The organism is Streptomyces sp. NBC_00286, from assembly GCF_036173125.1.
Lineage (GTDB): Bacteria > Actinomycetota > Actinomycetes > Streptomycetales > Streptomycetaceae > Streptomyces.
In genome coordinates, this window is the sequence record NZ_CP108054.1 from 9,253,058 (window position 1) to 9,269,446 (window position 16,389).

The window sequence follows — 16,389 nt, forward strand, 5'->3', positions numbered from 1 at the left end:
GCCCGTTCCCCGAGTACCGCGCACCGATCACAACCCGCTGGACCGCAAGGAGTGCCTACTCAACGTGACCCGACGTGTCGGCGCGTGACGGCGAACTGCCCTTGAGGGGAAGGTCACTTACTCGCGAGTAAATTGGGTACTTACTCTGGAGTCAGATGTGTTGACGTGGCCAGTAGAGCGCTGCGAACGTAATGGGCATGTCAAAGATGACGGACATGCTCCGATTGCGTATGCCTGTGCTCGGCGCGTTCGTGCTGCTCACCGGCCTGCTGACCACGGCGGGCGCCCAGCGCGCCACCGCACTGCCCGACGACCTCTGGTTCGACGGAGCCGCCGCGTCCACCCTCACGGTCAAGAACGGCCGCTTCACCGACGGCCTCGGCCGCGAGGTGGTGCTCCGCGGCTACAACGTCTCCGGTGAGACGAAACTGGCGGAGAACAACGGCCTGCCCTTCGCATCGGTCGCCGACGCCAAGAAGTCCGCGACCGCGCTCCGGGCACTGGGCGGCGGCAACTCGGTCCGCTTCCTGCTCTCCTGGGCGTACGCCGAACCCGAACGCGGCAAGGTCAGCGCCGAGTATCTCGCCGCCGCCACCGGCCAGATGCGCGCCTTCCTCGACGCCGGGATCAGGGTGTACCCGGACTTCCACCAGGACCTGTACTCGCGCCACCTCTTCGACGCGGACAGCTGGTACACCGGCGACGGAGCCCCCAAGTGGGCCGTAGAAGCGGGGAATTACCCGGACGAGTACTGCGGGATCTGTCCCTTCTGGGGCCAGAACATCACCCAGAACAAGGCCGTGACTCAGGCGACCCACGACTTCTGGCACAACAAGTACGGGCTCCAGGACGCCTTCCTCACGACCGCCCAGAAGACGATGGCGTACGTCGAACAGAACCTGACCGACGCCCAGTTCGCGGGCGTCATCGGCTTCGACCCGTACAACGAACCGCACCCGGGCACGCTGGGCTCCGGGCAGACAAGCCGGGCGTGGGAGAAGGACGTCCTGTGGCCGTTCTACGAGAAGTTCCGCGCCCGGATGGACGCGGCCGGCTGGCAGGACAAGCCGGCCTTCGTGGAGCCGAACCTCTTCTGGAACGCCAACCTCGACTTCCAGAAGCAGGAAGGCGGCCTCCTCGACGCGGGCAAACTCGGCCCGGACTACGTCTTCAACACCCACTTCTACGACCAGAAGGCCATCTCCGGCATCTTCATGCCGGGCAAGGCGGGCGACGGCCAGTACAGCAAGGACTTCGCCATGGTGCGTGACCGTGCCTCGGTGGCGGGTACGGCCGGGATTGTCAGTGAGTTCGGCCATCCGCTGGCGGGGCTGGTCTCCGACAAGGCCCCGACCGTCCTCAAGGGCATGTACCAGGCTCTCGACTCCCGGGTGCCGGGGGCGAGTTGGTGGTCCAACCCGACCGACTCCGGTTCGGTGCTCTCCGGTTCGCAGTGGCAGTGGGACATCTACAACGGCCGCCACAAGGAGCCGATGAACGGCAACCCCGACAAGGTCCTCACCCACGGCGACGCCTGGAACGACGAGGACCTGTCCGCCGTACGCCTCGACGACTCCGGCAAGGCCGTACTGCGCCAGGACGCCCGGCTCCTCGACCGCGTCTACCCGACGGCCACCGCTGGCAGCACGGTCGCGTTCACCTACGAGGACCGTTCGCGTGACGGTTCGAAGACGCTGACGTGGAACCCGGTGCCGGACTCGCTTCCGCGGGTGAAGGAACTCGTGGGCTCGGGCCAGTACGCCCTGCACATGTGGCGCTCCGACGGCAGCTCGGCGCCCACCGAACTGCACCTGCCCGCGTCCTTCCCGACGTCCTCCACCACGGTGGTCTCGGACCTCGGTACGACGGCGACCCCGCCCTCGTACACGAAGACCACCCCGATCGCGGTGGCCGACGAGCCGGGCGGCACGGGCAGCCGTCGACTGCTCCTGACGGCCCCCGACTCGGGCACGCACTACGCCCTGGTCACCAATGGCGCGAAGGCCCCGTCCGCGGAGCTGCTGAAGGCTGCACGGACGGAACTGGCCAACTGGGCTGCTTCGAAGGCAGGTTAAACGGGTCTGCTGAGGTCCAGTGCGGTACCGCGCCCCTAGAGAGGCCGCAGGCCTCTTAGGGGCGCGGGGCTGTATCAAATGTGCGGCTCCGCCGCGTGGGCGCGACCAGCCACGACGGACCCGCAGCTTCGAACTGCCCAACCAGCGGAGCGCTTACGCGGACGGGCCCGTCCAGTCCGTCGGCACCTTCGCCAGGCGTACGCGCTGAGGGTGGTCGCCGACCTCCACCGATGCCGTCTTCTTGCCCGTGGCGAAGTCGATGGAGGTGACCCGGTCGGAGCCGCTCTCGGAGATGACGCAGGACTTGCCGTCACCGCTCACCGTGGCCCAGTAGGGCTTCGAGGCGGTGACGAGCGGGCCCTCCTGGAGGGAGTCGCGGTCGACGATGGTCGCGTAGTCGTCCATCGTCCCGGCGATGCACAGCTTGTCGCCCTTGGGGCTCATCGACATGCCGTGGTGGCGCGAGTCGTTGACCCAGGTCGTACGGTCCTCGCTGGTCGACGGGTTCTTGGGCAGCGTCTTCACCCGGGTGATCTTGTCGCTCGCCACGTCGTACTCGACGAAGCCGTTGAAGAACGACACCTGGAAGTAGAGCTTCGACTCGTCCGGGGTGAAGGAGACGGGACGTACGGCGTCGGACAGGTCCTTGCGGCCGAAGGCGTCGAGCCGCTCACGCATGTCGATGACCTTGACCTGCTCGTACGTGTTCGCGTCGACGACGGTGATCTTGCGGTCGCCCTTCGTCCAGTCCAGCCAGTGGGCGTCGGTCGCGGTGTTCACGTCCCCGATGGACATGTTCCACAAGTGCTTGCCGTCCTCGGTGAAGACGTTCTCGTGCGGCTTGTCGCCGGTCTTGAAGGAGCCGACCTGCTTGCCGGTGACGATGTCGAGGACGTGCACGGTGTTGGAGATCGAGGCCGACACGGCGACGCGCTTGCCGTCGGGGGAGACCGCCATGTGGTCGGAACGGTAACCCGACACGGGGAAGCGCCAGTTGATCTTCCCGGTGGCGAGGTCGATCGACACGACATCGGCGAAGCTGGGCCGGGAGACCACCATGGCCGAGCCGTCCGGCGTGGAGTACATGTCGTCGACGTACTGGTCATGGCCCTCGCCGACGCCGTTGCGGATGGCCGTGAAGTAGATCCACTTGATCGGGTCGGCGTTGATCTCCGCGATCCGCTCCTCCTTGTCCGGGATGACGTTGATCCGGCCGATCTTCGCGAGGTCGCCGCCGGGCTTGATGACGTCGGCGGTGCCGTCCCAGTTGTTGCCGACGAACATCACCTCGCGCAGGTCAGCGGCGGCGTTCCTGGCGCTGCTGGAGGCGTCCTGAGTTTCGGCCGTGGCCGCCGCCGACCCGGCGACGGTCAGGGCGAGGGCGGCTGCGACGGAGCCGACGTGCCGGGCTTTGAAGGCGGTCATGGACTTCTCCTGGATGTTGGGCGCATGACAAGGGCTGCGGGAGGGGGAGTCTGAAGACGCGGACGTTCAGAGTTACTTACTGGAAAGTAAGGAGTCGATGCCGCTCTACACAAGACGTCGAAGGCGACAAAATTGGTCACCTGTGTGACACGTGAAACCGAGGAGGCTCCAGTGACGGGCAGGCTCAAGGCGCCGACCGGGCGTTATGGCGGCAAGTCCGCCCAGGAGCGGCAGGCCGAGCGGCGTCGACGTTTTCTGGACGCCGGGTTACGGCTCTTCGGCGACAGCCACGGCTACCGCGGCACGACTGTCGCTGCGCTGAGTGAGGCCGCCGGGCTGTCGACGCGTCAGTTCTACGAGGAGTTCCGCAACTTGGAGGACGTGCTCGCCGCCCTCCACCTCCAGGTCAACGACTGGGCCGAGGAAGCCGCCCTGGCCGGACTCGCCGAGGCGGACGGCCGGCCGATCGTCGAGCGCGCCGGCGCGGCCTTCCGCTCCTACGCCGCCGATGTCACCGGCGATCCGCGGCGCCTGCGGATCGCGTTCGTCGAGATCATCGGCGTCAGTCCCCGTCTCGAACGGCAGCGGCTGGCCCGTCGCTCCCGCTGGATCGACTTCATCTGCGCCGAGGCCGAAGCCGCCGCTGAACGCGGCGAGGCGGCGTCCCGTGACTACCGGGTCGCCGCCGCGGCTTTCATCGGCAGTGTCAACGGCCTGCTGCACGACTGGAGTTCGGGCTGGGTCGACGCGACGCTCGACGAGGTCGTCGATGAACTCGTGCAGATGCTTCTGGGTGTGCTGCAGCCGGTGGGATGGAGAGGGCCCGGGTCGGAGGAGAAGTGACCCGGGCCGTCGGCGGAGCGCTTACTGACCCTCGTCGTCCCATTCCTGGAGCAGCGTCTGCTCGACGATCTTGCCGTTCCGCAGCTCCACCATCGAGCTGGCGAAGACCTTGACGCCGTCGGGGTACTGGCACGACTCCGTGTACGCGAGGTGGTCGCCCTGGACGACGCACTGCTCCACCTTGTGGGTCATGTCGCGGCTGAAGATGTCGTTGAGCATCTCGCTGATCTGGTCGCGACCGTGCATGACCTTCGGGTGGCTGGGCTGGGTGTTTCGGTCGACGACGCGGAGCTCGGCGTCGTCGGCGTACAGCGAAAGGAGTGCCTGCGCGTTCTGGCCCTCGATGGCCTGGCGCAGGGTTTCGGTGTCGAAGCCGGGGGCTGCGGCTGTGCCCATGATGAACCTCCTGGTGGACCGTCGTCGAAGACCGGGGCCCGGCGGGGAGCGGGCCGTGAGCGGCCTCTCTCTATGAGGCTCCTCCTGCTCGAAGGCGCCAGCAAACGGAGCCGCAGGCCCCGTTTGACGCAGCGGAATCGGCCCGTGTATTCGCACAAATTTGTGACTTGTATCGCAAAAGGTCTAGGGTGAAAGCACTTGGAGGACTCCCCGCGGCGGCGGGCCGAGTGGCGGTGCGCGACGGGGCCGCCTCCAGGTGAGGAAGTGATCCCGTTGACCGTCACCTGGGACGACATCGGCGGGCTCGTCGATGCCCACGAGCGGTTCATGGCCGGTGTGCGGGTCGACTCGGACGTCCGGAGCCCGGTACTCGACTCCTGGAAGCGATGCCGGTCCGCGGGGGTGGAGCCGCACCGACTCGTGGTCCCGTACGCGCCCGATCTGGCGCTGGAGGAACGGTTCCTGCGCGCGGCCGGCCCGGTGCTCATGGACCTGACCGCGGCGCTCGCGCAGGTCGGCATGACGGTCGCCCTCTGTGACGCACAGGCCCGTATGGTCCAGCGCCTCGGCGGTGACCGGCACCTGCGTGAACGGCTCGACGCGGTGAGCTTCGCGCCCGGTTTCGACGCCTCCGAGCAGACCGCGGGCACCAACGGCGTCGGCACCGCCCTGGCGGAACGCAGCCCCTGCTACGTGGTCGGGCGCGAGCACTTCGCCGACTGCCTGCAGCCGTTCGCCTGCGCGGGCGCGCCCGTGCGGGACCCGCTCAGCGGACGCATCGAGGCCGTCCTCGACATCACCTGCCTGCGGGACAACGGCGACCCCGGCATGGTGCGGCTGGTCCGGGAAGCCGCCCGCGACATAGAGGCGCGGCTGCTGGAGCAGGCAACGGCAAGGGAGCGGGCGCTGCTCGCCGCGTACCGGCGGGCATCCCACGGCACGGGCGGCGCGGGCGGCTGGCTCGGGCGGCCCGGGCACGCGCCCTCGGGGCACGGGACCTCCGGGCACGGAACTGGCCACGACGGTGGCGACCTCCGCCCGGTCGACCTGGCCGTGCTGCGGGAGAAGGCCGAGGCACTCATCGCCTCGCCGAGCCGCACACTCGACGAGGTGCCTCTGTCCGGGGGGCGGATCGCCACCCTGCTGCGTCGTGAGGTCAGGGGAGCGGCGGGTGAGACGGGCGTGGTCGTCGAGGCCCGGCTGCTCGGCGGCCCCCGGCTGCGTTATCCCGCACTCGAGGCGCAGGCCACGTCGGCCGGCACAGAGCCGGTGACCGCTCCGGACGTGCCCGTCCCTTCCCGGGTGCCGTCGCCAGTCGGAACGCACCCGTTCGTCATGCCTGTCGCCGTGCCGCAGAAGCCCGTCACGGTGGGGCCGGAACCCGGAAGCCCGGCCGCAACGGACGGGAACGGCGGCGCGGACGGTGCCGACGGCTGGCCGCTGCTCGTCGGTGAGCTCGGGGTCGGCCGGCTGGCCGTACTCGCCCGCAGGCGGCTGGAGTTGCTGCATGACGCCGGTGTCCGGATCGGCACCACCCTGGACGTCACCCGCACCGCGGAGGAACTGGCGGAGGTGACCGTTCCCCGGTTCGCCGACTTCACCGCCGTAGATCTGCCGGAATGCGTACTGCGCGGCGAGGAGCCGGAACCGCTGGGCGGGGACAGCGCGCTGCGCCGGATCGCTCTGGGCGCCGTGCATGACGAGTCGCATCTGTACGGCGTCGGGGACTCGGTCCGGTACGTGCCCTCCACACCGCAGGCGCGCTGCCTGGAGAGCAGGCAGTCCGTACTCGAACCCGTACTGGCCGAGGCCGGCGGCTGGATCGCCCAGGACCCGCCGCGGATCGAGCGGGTGCTGGAGGCGGGCATCCACTCACTGATCACCGTGCCGCTGCGGGCCCGCGGCACTACCCTCGGCGTGGTCAGCTTCTACCGCTGCGAGAAGCCAACCCCCTTCGAGGACGACGACCTCTACCTGGCCCAGGAGCTGGTCGGCCGCGCGGCGATCTGCATCGACAACGCCCGCCGCTACACCCGGGAGCACAACACCGCTCTCGCCCTGCAGCGCAGTCTGCTGCCCCGGGGCCGTTCCGAGCAGAACGCCGTCGATGTCGCCTACCGCTATCTGCCCGCGCAGGCCGGGGTGGGCGGCGACTGGTTCGACGCCATTCCGCTGTCCGGCGCCCGGGTCGCGCTGGTCGTCGGCGATGTCGTCGGCCACGGGCTGCACGCCGCCGCCACCATGGGCCGGCTGCGTACCGCCGTGCACAACTTCTGCGCCCTGGACCTGGCGCCCGACGAACTCCTCACCCACCTCGACGACCTGGTCGGACGGCTCGACCGGGGCGAGGGCTGGGCCGTGGAGAACGCCCAGCCGGACGCCGGCATCGTCGGCGCCACCTGTCTGTACGCCGTCTACGACCCGGTGTCCCGGCGCTGCACCCTCACCCGCGCCGGGCACCCGGTTCCCGCGGTCGTCGGACCTGACGGCACTGTGGACTTCGTCGACCTGCCCTCGGGGCCGCCGCTCGGTCTCGGCGGGATGCCCTTCGAGACCGTCGAGCTGGAACTGGCCGAAGGCAGCCAACTGGTGCTCTACACCGACGGTTTGATCGAGGACCGGCACCGGGACATCGACGCCGGCCTGGACACCCTCCGCACCGTCCTGGCCCAGGCCGATCGCGCCCCGGAGGACACCTGCGAGGCGGTCCTCGATGCCCTGCTCCCGAGCAGGCCGAGCGATGACGTGGCCCTGCTCGTCGCCCGTACGAAAGCGATGGGCCCCGAGCAGGTCGCCCAGTGGGAGCTGCCCAGCGACCCGGCGGTCGTCTCCCGCTCCCGCGCGGCGGTCACCGAGCAGCTGACCGCCTGGGGCCTGGACGAACTGGCCTTCAGCACCGAACTCATCGCCAGCGAACTCGTCACCAACGCCATCCGCCACGCCACCGGCCCCGTCCAGCTACGACTCCTCCGCGACCGCGCGCTGATCTGCGAGGTCTCCGACACCAGCAGCACCTCGCCCCGGCTGCGCCGCGCCAGGACCGAGGACGAGGGCGGACGCGGCCTCTTCCTCGTCGCCCAGCTCACCGAACGCTGGGGAACCCGCTATACCTCCAATGGCAAGATCATCTGGACCGAACAGCCACTGCCGCAACCGCTGTGAGGATCGGGTCGGGCTGGGGAAGTCCGCACTCAGGTACTGGGGTTGGCACCACTGCGAACTTTGCGGCTGACCGGATGGGCCGAGGAGTTGACGCTCCGTAACGTCTGACGCATGGGTACGCAGACACGTGAGCGGTTCAGTCGGTCGGCATGGGTGAGGGTGGCGCTGGCGGTGGCCGGGGTGGGGGCGATCGGGGCGACCACCTTGCTCGGCTCCGGCGCCGGAGCCCTGGGCGCCGACAGCGAAGAGATCTCACGCGGCCGGTTCCAGCGGGACGCGGACGCGGTCCGGGACACCGGCGCCACCGGACTGGTGGCCAGGGCGCGGGACGCCACCGGCCGGGACATGTCGGTCAGATCGGGCGTCGCTGATCTGGAGCGGGGCGGGCCCGTGCCGTACGACGCCTACTACCGGATCGGCAGCGACACCAAGACCTTCGTGGCCGTCGTCGCCCTCCAACTGGTCGCCGAGGGCAAGCTGAGCCTGGACGACACCGTCGACAAGTGGCTGCCCAAAGTGGTCACCGGCAACGGCAACGACGGCAGCCGCATCACCATCCGCAATCTGCTGCAGCACACCAGCGGGCTCGTCGACTACACCGACATCCTCTTCGGGGACCCGGCCGAGCTGACGCCCGAGCGCTATCGCGAGCAGCGCTTCAAGGTGCGCACCGCCGAGGAACAAGTCGCGATGGCCATGACGCGCAAGCCCGGCTGGCTGCCGGACGCCGATGACCCGGGGTCCGAGACCCGCTGGGCGTACTCCAACACCAACTACGTACTGGCCGGGATGATCATCGAGAAGGCCACCGGTCACCGCTGGGAGCAGGAAGTCCACGAGCGCGTCATCGCGCCGCTGAAGCTGCGCCACACCCTCACCCCCGGCACCTCGCCCTACGTCCCCAGGCCCACCGCCACCGCGTACCTCCAGTTCCCCGGCCGCGACGACCTCACCGACACCACGCTGGCCGTGGAGGGCGGCGCGGACGGTGCCGTCATCAGCACCACCGAAGACATGAACACCTTCCTGCGCGCCCTCATGAGCGGCCGGCTGCTGCCTGCGGAGCAGCTGGCGCAGATGCGCACCACTGTCCCGGCGCCCGACGAGTTGGGCGACAAGACGCGCTACGGGCTCGGCATCGCCTGGCGCCCGGTCAAGGGCTGCCCCAAGGGGGTCTGGAACCACGGCGGTACGTCCTTCGGCACCGTCTCCGAGTCCGCCGTCACCCCGGACGGAAAGGCCTCGGCCGCAGCGGCCGTCTTCACCACCCGCTTCGGCGACGAGAAACGCTTCATAGAGCAGGCCAAGACCACCATCAAGCTGATAGACGGCGCGGTCTGCGGCCGACCAGGTCAGTAGCCCGCGTCACGGGTGCGGATGCGCCGGTGCGTGGGTCGCGTCCTCGATCTCGTGGGCGGCCTTGCGGAGCAGACGTCGGGCCATGTCGTTGAGTGCCCTGGCCGCGGCCAGTTCCTCGCCGACCTGGGCCTGTTCCGGGTCGCTGGGATTGCGCTTCGCGTGACCGTGGGTCGTCATCCGCGTGGTGTCCGGCAACCGCAGGGTCGCCGTCGCCTCGCTCTCGGTGTCGGACCGGTCGATGTCCAGGTCGATATGCCAGTTGAGGTGTGCCATGGTGCTCACCCCTTCGCCCGCCGGAGTTCCGTGCAGTGGCGACGAGTGCCCGGATCCCAGGGCCGTATGCGTCGGGGCCCGGCAGCATCGGCGTACGCCGCCTACGACGGGCACACGTACGTCAGGCGAGGGCGAAGTACCGCAGCCACACATAGGCGAGGGCGAACGCCACGGTGACCGCCGTGACGATCAGGCCGTACTTGGTGAACTGCCAGAAGGTGATGGGCTGGCGGTTGCGTTCCGCGATGCCCAGGACGACGACGTTGGCGGAGGCACCGATCGCGGTGGCGTTGCCGCCCAGGTCGGCCCCCAGGAGCGCGGGCAGCCGGTGCTGGGCCATCAGCCGTGCCGCCTCCAGCGCGTCGGTGTCCAGACCGACCGTCTCGTACTCCACTGCCAGGTCACGTGCCCGCACGATCGGCTCGTGTCTCCCGCTCGGTCGCCGCACTGTTCATTGTCGCTCCCGCCCCGGCGTGACGCGATGGTGGGCGCCGCGGGCGTGCACGATCCGCGCGAGGACCGTGCCGAGGAACGCGGCGGCCAACAGCAGAACGAGCCGGACGGCGTCGAGGTGCCCGTCCCAGCTGAGTTCACCGCGCGGCACGATGGCGAAGTGGTTGAGGAACAGCCAGCACACGAGGGCGATCCCGGGCGCCGCGCGGAAGCGAGCGGGCAGCCCGAGCAGCAGCGCGAGCCCGCACAATGCCCCCAGCGCCAGTGTCGGGCTGGACAGTCCGCCGACGGCACCGAGCACGGCCACCAGGAGACAGGATCCCGCGAAGGCCGCCATCCACACGAAGCCGGTCGACACCGGCTCGGGCACGGGTCTGACCACGGGGGTCCGCAGCGGGTGCCACTCCACCATGACCGTTCCCCTCACTCATCGCCGTACTACCCGGTTGCCGCTGTCCCCTAGCAAGGCACGACCCGGCCGCGTTTGGCGACCGCCTCGGGCAAGGCTTGATGGGTCCCGTACGGCTCGTTGACGAGTTACGTACACCGAGCGCCGTCCGCCTCAGCTCAGTTCGGCGAAGGACTCCACCGCGTGGGTCTTGCCGGTGACGATGAGGACGTCGCCCTTCTGCACGACGGTGTCGGCAGTGGCGTACGTGAAACCCTCGCCGGGCCTCTTGATGCCGACGACCGTGACGCCGTACCTGGCGCGGACCTGGCTCTCGCCGAGCGGCATGCCGGTGGCGACCTGAGGGGCGATGGTCTTCACCAGGGCGTAGTCGTCGTCGAACTCGATGAAGTCCAGCATCCGGCCGGTGACCAGGTGGGCGACGCGCTCGCCCATCTCGTGCTCCGGCAGGACCACATGGTGCACACCGAGGCGCTCCAGGATCTGACCGTGCTGGCGGCTGATGGCCTTGGCCCACAGATTGGGCACCTCGGCCTCCAGCAGATTCGAGCTGACCAGGATGCTCGCCTCGATGTCCGTACCGATGGCGACGACGGCACTGGTGAACTCGTGGACACCGAGCTGATGCAGCGCTTCGGGGTCCGTGCAGTCGGCGACGGCGGCATGGGTGAGGCCGTCGCTGTACTTCTGCACCAGCCGGGCATTGGTGTCGATGCCGAGGACGTCCCAGCCGCGCCGCATCAGCTCGCCGGCCAGTGAGGATCCGAAGCGCCCCAGGCCGATGACGGCGACACGCTGGTCGGCGCCGGCGCCGGCGCCGGCGCCGGCGCGGGCGGGGGACTCGGCGCGGCGCTTGCGGCGCCGCTCACGCAGAGAGTGCAGGTGGTTAACCAATGACGGGTCGCTCCTCGGGCAGTTCGTAGCGGCGGGTGCGCTCGCGCAGGGCGAGGGCCGAGACGAGGGTGATGGGGCCGAGGCGGCCGACGAACATCAGGCCGATCAGCAGCAGTTGACCGGTCGTCGGCAGATCGGCGGTGATGCCGGTGGACAGGCCCACCGTGGCGAAGGCGGACACGACTTCGAACAGCACCGCCTCCAGACGCTCCTCGGTCATCGCGAGCAGGGCGAGCGTGGAGGCGATGACCAGGCCGATGCCCAGCAGCGCCACGGTCAGTGCCTGGCGCAGCACCTGCGGGGCCAGCCGGCGGCCCAGCACCACGGAGTGACTCTCGCCGCGCACCTCGGCGACGATCGCGGCGAACAGGACGGCGAAGGTCGTGACCTTGATGCCGCCCGCGGTTCCGGCGCTGCCGCCGCCGATGAACATCAGTACGCAGGTCATCAGCAGCGTCGAGGCGTGCAGGGCGCTGATGTCGAGCGAGTTGAACCCGGCGGTGCGCGACATGGCCGAGTGGAAGAAGCCGTTGAGGATCTTGTGCCCCACTCCCTGCGGGCCGAGCGTCCCCGGGTTGGTCCACTCCAGCAGACACGTCAGTACGGTCCCCGTGAGCAGCAGGACAGCGGTCATGATCAGCGTCAGCCTGGTGTGCAGCGTCCAGTTGCGGCGCCCGGTCGTCCGGCGCCGGTTGCGGTGGCGCAGCAGCTCCAGCATGACGGGGAAGCCGATGCCGCCCAGGATCACGGCGACGGCGATCGGCAGCGTGACCCAGGCGTCCTGCGCATAGCGGGTGAGGCTGTCGGCGTGCAGCCCGAACCCGGCGTTGTTGAACGCCGACACGGCATGGAAGTAGCCCAGGTACGCCGCCTCGCCGATGCCGTTGCCGTACCCGTAGCGGAAACGCAGCGCGAGGACGGCGCTCACCGCGAGCTCGACGATCAGGGTCGTACCGGCGACGCCGATCAGCACCCGGCGTACGTCCCCGATGCCGAGGCTCTTCGTCTCGGCCTGCGCCGTCAGCTGCAGCCGCAGGCGCAGCCGGCCCGAGACCAGCAGCGCCAGCAGCGAGGCCATCGTCATGATCCCGAAGCCGCCGACCTGGATCAGCGCGAGGATCACGCCCTCTCCGAAGCCGCTCCAGTACGTTCCCGTGTCGACCACCGCCAGACCGGTGACGCAGACCGCGGAGGTGGACGTGAACAACGCCGCCACGAAGCCCGTGGCGGAACCGTCCTCGGTGGCGACGGGCAGCGTCAGCAGCACCGCGCCGCCCAGCACCACGACGGCGAACGCCACCACGACCGCACGCGCGGGATGCGCCGCGAGCAGCGACGACCACGAGCGCACCCGCGTCAGCAGTCCCGCCACCGACCGTTCCTTCCCCGTACGACCCCGTATCGCCGGCGTCAAGCGCTCGTCAAAGGCTGGTCAAGATCCCGACCGCACACCTTACTTCTCCGCTGCGCGCAATAGTCCACACAGCCGCCGTCATCGTCCACAACGGTCGCCCTAGCATCGTGCACAGCCAGTCGCGCGGCTCACTCACGTACGCGTACATCAGCTCTCCAAACCGTTCCTAGGGAGCGTCGCGGTGAGCGGCGGTGCCGGACAGGGCGTCCGCCGTGCCCCGTTCTGCTGCTAGTAGTGGCGCGGCAGCGAGGACAGCATCCAGAGCGTGGCCCGGGCGGTGGGTTTCACCGACCGGGCGTACTTCAGCCGGGTCTTCCGCAGGGTGACCGGCGTCGCGCCGCACGCCTACCGCACGGCCGGTCCCGCGGCCGGGCCTCAGCCGCGCGCTGCGGACGCGGGACTCATTGAGAAGGCCGGCTCATGAATGCGTGCGGCTTCTTCTGTTGGACGGGCCATCTTCCCAGGCCCGATGCTTAAGGGGTCCTTGCACTGAAGTCACACGGGCACCACTGAAAGAGACACCATGGAACAGCGGGAAATCGGCAGGATCAACCAGCAGGTCTCCGTCGTCGGCCTCGGCACCTGGCAGCTGGGTGCCGACTGGGGCGAGGTCAAGGAGGAGGACGCGCTCGCCGTGCTGGACGCCGCCGTCGACAGCGGCGTGACCTTCTTCGACACCGCCGATGTGTACGGCGACGGGCGCAGCGAGCAGCTCATCGGCCGCTATCTGCGTGAACGCCCGGACGCGGATCTCTTCGTCGCCACGAAGATGGGCCGCCGCATGGCGCAGGAGCCGGAGAACTACACCCTCGACAACTTCCGTGCCTGGACCGACCGTTCGCGTACGAACCTGGGTGTGGACACCCTCGATCTCGTGCAACTGCACTGCCCGCCGACCCCCGTGTTCTCCTCCGACGCGGTCTTCGACGCCCTGGACACCCTCGTCGAGGAGCAGCGCATCGCCGCGTACGGCGTCAGCGTGGAGACCTGTGAGGAGGCGCTGACCGCGATCGCTCGACCCGGCACGGCCAGCGTCCAGATCATCTTCAACGCCTTCCGGCTCAAGCCGCTTGAGGCGGTGCTCCCGGCCGCCGCCGAGGCGGGAGTCGGCATCATCGCGCGCGTGCCGCTGGCCTCCGGCCTGCTGTCCGGCAAGTACACCAAGGACACCGTCTTCCCCGCCGACGACCACCGCACGTACAACCGGCACGGCGAGTCCTTCGACCAGGGCGAGACGTTCTCCGGTGTCGACTACGAGTCCGGGCTCGAAGCGGCCGCGGAGTTCTCGGCCCTCGCGCCGGCGGGGGCGACGCCCGCGCAGACCGCGCTCCGCTGGATCATCCAGCAGCCCGGCGTGACCTCGGTCATCCCCGGCGCCCGCTCTCCCGAGCAGGCCCGCGCGAACGCGGAGGCCGCCGCGCTGGCGCCGCTTCCGGACGCGACGCTCGACGCCGTACGGGAGTTGTACGACCGCAGCATCCGGGCCCAGGTCCACCACCGCTGGTAGCGGCAGAAAGGGCGGTCAGCAGGAGTCTCCTCACTGGCTGACCGCCCCGGCAGCCGTACCGGCGATGGCTACGGCTTGCGGCCCACCGCGCCGTAGGCGTCCACCGTCGAGGCCTCGGATTCCGGGCGCCACTCGGTGACCGGAACGACGCCGGGTTCGGCCAGTTCCAGACCGTCGAAGAACCCGGCGATCTCCTCCACGCTGCGTACGTAGTACGGAACGGCGCCGCTCTCGTTGTACGCGTTCGACGCGGCGATCATGCCCTCGCTGGTGGCGGTGCTGTCGCTGATGACCAGATAACTGCCGGACGGCAGACCGGCCATGAGGCGCGAGACGAGATCCCGTGCCTGGTCGTAATCGGCCACATGGCCCAGGGTGTTGAGGATCATCAGGGCGACGGGCTGCGAGAGGTCCAGCGTGCTCGCCGCCGTCTTGAGGATCTCCTCGGGCTGGTAGAAGTCGGCGTCGATGTACGCCGTTTCGCCCTCGGGTGTGCTGGTGAGCAGGGCGCGGGCGTGGGCGAGGACCATGGGGTCGTTGTCGACGTACACGATCCTGGCGTCCGGGGCCACGCGCTGGGCCACCTCGTGGGTGTTGTCGGCGGTCGGTAGGCCGGTGCCGATGTCGAGGAACTGCCGGACGCCCTGTTCGCCGGCCAGGTGCCGGACGGCGCGCCCGAGGAACTGGCGGCTCGTGCGCGCCACGTCCACAAGGCCGGGGAAGATCTCCTTGATCTGGTCCCCGATCTCGCGGTCCACCTCGTAGTTGTCCTTGCCGCCCACGAAGTAGTTCCAGAAACGCGCGGAGTGCGGCTTGGTCGTGTCGATCCGGGCACGTATCTCGGCAGCGGCGGCGAGCTGGGGGTCTTGATCGGACACGAAAATGCCTCCTGCACATCGGTGTTCGGTAACCGGACACAAACCTACTCGAATGATCCGCTTTCCGCGCACGTCTTGGCAGGCGAACTCGGCCGCATCGTACGGCTTTTGACGAAGTGAGCGGCCGTCAGGGCGGGAGGGGCCGGGGTGGGGAGGCTGTTGCGCAGAATTGTGACACTTGGGGGGTCGAGTGTCACAATTCTGCGCAACAGCCTCCCCACTCCATGGCCTGTGGGGAGCGGTCTCAAATCCAACCCTGTTGCCAGGCGTGGTGGGCCGCGGCGATGGGGGTCCCCCCGCGCGAGCGAAGCCGAGCGTGGGGGAGGGTGGGGGCTCCCAGCTTGGACATGGCGGCGGAGAGGTTGCGGACCGTGCCCGGAGCCAGATGGACCTCGGCGGCGATTTCAACGACCGAGGCGCCGGTACGGGCGGCGCGGAGGACCGCCAGTTCGCGATCGGTGAGCGGGCAGTCGTCCTCGGTCAGCGCGGAGGCGGCGATGTCGGGGTCGACATAGCGACGTCCGGCGGCGATATCGCGGATGATCTCCGACAGCCGCGCCGCTGGTGTCGTCTTCGGCACGAAGCCCCGTACGCCGACGGTCAGGGCCCGGCGCAACACCGCTGGCCGCGCGTGCCGGGTGACCAGCACGATCCGGGTGGGCAGTTCGGCGGCCCGGATCTCTTCGGCGGCACGCAGGCCGTCGGTGGGCGGCATCTCGAGGTCGAGTACGGCGAGGTCGGGGCGGTGCTCATGGGCCAGCCGTACCGCATCGGTGGACGTGGCCGCCTCGGCGACCACGTCGAGGTCGCCCTCCAGTGCAAGCAGGGCGGCCAGGGCACTCCTGAGGAGCTCCTCATCGTCGGCGAGCAACAGCCGAATCATCACGCCGTCCCCTTCGCGGAGTTGGTCGAGCGGGCCGGGGCGGCCGGGGCTGCTTGATGCGGCGTCATAGACGTACTCGTCGCCGTCGAACTGCTCTTCCTGGTGTAGCCACGCCAAGGAATCACACCAGCGCGGCACCCAACTCCTCGTATCCGGCCGCCAGTTGCCGCAGTGCACTGGCGGCCGACTGCGTGTCACCTGCGACGAGCCTGTCCTGCACGCTGCCGAGCAGCCGCGCCTGACGCTGCGCGACGTCAGAGGCGGGCATCTCACTGTGTTTTCCCGCGCAACGCCCGCGCATTGCTCCTCTGTGCAGCAGGCGATCACGCCATGGGTGCCCCATCTCACGACAGCTGCGTGTCAACGGACTCGATCCTCCGACTTTGTCGTCTGATAAAGTCGAGCGAACTGAAGCTCG

The 16,389-nt window shown here is 69.3% G+C and carries 15 protein-coding genes and 1 pseudogene; 6 read left to right on the forward strand and 10 right to left on the reverse strand.

The annotated features are described in order from the left end of the window. Positions 1 to 191 precede the first annotated feature (191 nt). Entirely contained in the window at positions 192 to 2,075 is a 1,884-nt protein-coding gene (locus OHT21_RS41705; protein ID WP_443050565.1) for an endoglycosylceramidase, read from the forward strand. Positions 2,076 to 2,228: 153 nt separating this feature from the next. Here OHT21_RS41705 and OHT21_RS41710 read toward each other — a convergent pair whose 3' ends face one another. Beyond that, positions 2,229 to 3,500 (reverse strand): YncE family protein, encoded by a 1,272-nt coding sequence (locus OHT21_RS41710; RefSeq protein ID WP_328773435.1) that lies wholly within the window; start codon positions 3,498 to 3,500, stop codon positions 2,229 to 2,231. Between the two features lie 171 nt (positions 3,501 to 3,671). Between OHT21_RS41710 and OHT21_RS41715 the strand changes: the two genes are divergently transcribed. Further along, positions 3,672 to 4,343 carry a TetR/AcrR family transcriptional regulator gene (locus OHT21_RS41715; RefSeq protein ID WP_328773436.1) on the forward strand — a complete coding sequence of 224 codons (672 nt, stop codon included), beginning with the start codon at positions 3,672 to 3,674 and terminating at the stop codon, positions 4,341 to 4,343. Between the two features lie 21 nt (positions 4,344 to 4,364). Here the strand turns inward: OHT21_RS41715 and OHT21_RS41720 are convergent, their stop codons facing one another. Continuing rightward, complete coding sequence (locus tag OHT21_RS41720; protein WP_328773437.1) at positions 4,365 to 4,739, reverse strand: nuclear transport factor 2 family protein; 375 nt, start codon at positions 4,737 to 4,739, stop codon at positions 4,365 to 4,367. Between the two features lie 264 nt (positions 4,740 to 5,003). Between OHT21_RS41720 and OHT21_RS41725 the strand changes: the two genes are divergently transcribed. Both OHT21_RS41725 and OHT21_RS41730 read left to right on the forward strand, forming a co-directional pair. Further along, positions 5,004 to 7,901, forward strand: coding sequence for a SpoIIE family protein phosphatase (locus tag OHT21_RS41725; protein WP_328773438.1), 2,898 nt, complete (start codon positions 5,004 to 5,006; stop codon positions 7,899 to 7,901). A 111-nt stretch (positions 7,902 to 8,012) separates the two neighbouring features. Further along, on the forward strand, positions 8,013 to 9,260 hold the full coding sequence (locus OHT21_RS41730) for a serine hydrolase domain-containing protein (protein ID WP_328773439.1): 1,248 nt from the start codon (positions 8,013 to 8,015) through the stop codon (positions 9,258 to 9,260). A 6-nt stretch (positions 9,261 to 9,266) separates the two neighbouring features. Here the strand turns inward: OHT21_RS41730 and OHT21_RS41735 are convergent, their stop codons facing one another. From OHT21_RS41735 to OHT21_RS41755, 5 genes and pseudogenes are all read right to left on the reverse strand, one after another. Then, positions 9,267 to 9,533 (reverse strand): DUF1876 domain-containing protein, encoded by a 267-nt coding sequence (locus OHT21_RS41735; RefSeq protein WP_328773440.1) that lies wholly within the window; start codon positions 9,531 to 9,533, stop codon positions 9,267 to 9,269. Between the two features lie 121 nt (positions 9,534 to 9,654). Continuing rightward, positions 9,655 to 9,846 (reverse strand): annotated as a pseudogene (locus OHT21_RS41740) (hypothetical protein); the annotation flags it as partial. Between the two features lie 138 nt (positions 9,847 to 9,984). After that, the gene (locus OHT21_RS41745) at positions 9,985 to 10,398 is read right to left on the reverse strand and encodes a hypothetical protein (RefSeq protein WP_328773441.1); all 414 of its coding nucleotides are present in this window, start codon (positions 10,396 to 10,398) and stop codon (positions 9,985 to 9,987) included. Positions 10,399 to 10,548: 150 nt separating this feature from the next. Then, positions 10,549 to 11,289, reverse strand: coding sequence for a potassium channel family protein (locus OHT21_RS41750; protein ID WP_328773442.1), 741 nt, complete (start codon positions 11,287 to 11,289; stop codon positions 10,549 to 10,551). Further along, positions 11,282 to 12,661 (reverse strand): TrkH family potassium uptake protein, encoded by a 1,380-nt coding sequence (locus OHT21_RS41755; RefSeq protein ID WP_328773443.1) that lies wholly within the window; start codon positions 12,659 to 12,661, stop codon positions 11,282 to 11,284. The genes OHT21_RS41750 and OHT21_RS41755 overlap by 8 nt, the downstream gene beginning before the upstream one ends. A gap of 298 nt (positions 12,662 to 12,959) precedes the next feature. Here OHT21_RS41755 and OHT21_RS41760 point away from each other — a divergent pair, with 298 nt between their 5' ends. Both OHT21_RS41760 and OHT21_RS41765 read left to right on the forward strand, forming a co-directional pair. Beyond that, positions 12,960 to 13,127 carry an AraC family transcriptional regulator gene (locus tag OHT21_RS41760; RefSeq protein WP_443050698.1) on the forward strand — a complete coding sequence of 56 codons (168 nt, stop codon included), beginning with the start codon at positions 12,960 to 12,962 and terminating at the stop codon, positions 13,125 to 13,127. A 99-nt stretch (positions 13,128 to 13,226) separates the two neighbouring features. Continuing rightward, positions 13,227 to 14,210 carry an aldo/keto reductase gene (locus OHT21_RS41765; RefSeq protein ID WP_328773445.1) on the forward strand — a complete coding sequence of 328 codons (984 nt, stop codon included), beginning with the start codon at positions 13,227 to 13,229 and terminating at the stop codon, positions 14,208 to 14,210. A 68-nt stretch (positions 14,211 to 14,278) separates the two neighbouring features. Here OHT21_RS41765 and OHT21_RS41770 read toward each other — a convergent pair whose 3' ends face one another. From OHT21_RS41770 to OHT21_RS41780, 3 genes are all read right to left on the reverse strand, one after another. Beyond that, on the reverse strand, positions 14,279 to 15,088 hold the full coding sequence (locus tag OHT21_RS41770) for an SAM-dependent methyltransferase (RefSeq protein WP_328773446.1): 810 nt from the start codon (positions 15,086 to 15,088) through the stop codon (positions 14,279 to 14,281). Positions 15,089 to 15,332: 244 nt separating this feature from the next. Further along, positions 15,333 to 15,971 carry a response regulator transcription factor gene (locus OHT21_RS41775; protein ID WP_328774426.1) on the reverse strand — a complete coding sequence of 213 codons (639 nt, stop codon included), beginning with the start codon at positions 15,969 to 15,971 and terminating at the stop codon, positions 15,333 to 15,335. Between the two features lie 121 nt (positions 15,972 to 16,092). Further along, the gene (locus OHT21_RS41780) at positions 16,093 to 16,239 is read right to left on the reverse strand and encodes a hypothetical protein (protein ID WP_328773447.1); all 147 of its coding nucleotides are present in this window, start codon (positions 16,237 to 16,239) and stop codon (positions 16,093 to 16,095) included. Positions 16,240 to 16,389 lie beyond the last annotated feature (150 nt).

Bases quoted from the DNA above. Each gene is read 5' to 3' on its own strand.
- OHT21_RS41705 (WP_443050565.1), top strand. From the start codon at position 192: ATGGGCATGTCAAAGATGACGGACATGCTCCGATTGCGTATGCCTGTG.
- OHT21_RS41765 (WP_328773445.1), top strand. From the start codon at position 13,227: ATGGAACAGCGGGAAATCGGCAGGATCAACCAGCAGGTCTCCGTCGTC.
- OHT21_RS41730 (WP_328773439.1), top strand. From the start codon at position 8,013: ATGGGTACGCAGACACGTGAGCGGTTCAGTCGGTCGGCATGGGTGAGG.
- OHT21_RS41780 (WP_328773447.1), bottom strand. From the start codon at position 16,239: ATGCCCGCCTCTGACGTCGCGCAGCGTCAGGCGCGGCTGCTCGGCAGC.
- OHT21_RS41720 (WP_328773437.1), bottom strand. From the start codon at position 4,739: ATGGGCACAGCCGCAGCCCCCGGCTTCGACACCGAAACCCTGCGCCAG.
- OHT21_RS41745 (WP_328773441.1), bottom strand. From the start codon at position 10,398: ATGGTGGAGTGGCACCCGCTGCGGACCCCCGTGGTCAGACCCGTGCCC.
- OHT21_RS41775 (WP_328774426.1), bottom strand. From the start codon at position 15,971: ATGATTCGGCTGTTGCTCGCCGACGATGAGGAGCTCCTCAGGAGTGCC.
- OHT21_RS41710 (WP_328773435.1), bottom strand. From the start codon at position 3,500: ATGACCGCCTTCAAAGCCCGGCACGTCGGCTCCGTCGCAGCCGCCCTC.
- OHT21_RS41735 (WP_328773440.1), bottom strand. From the start codon at position 9,533: ATGGCACACCTCAACTGGCATATCGACCTGGACATCGACCGGTCCGAC.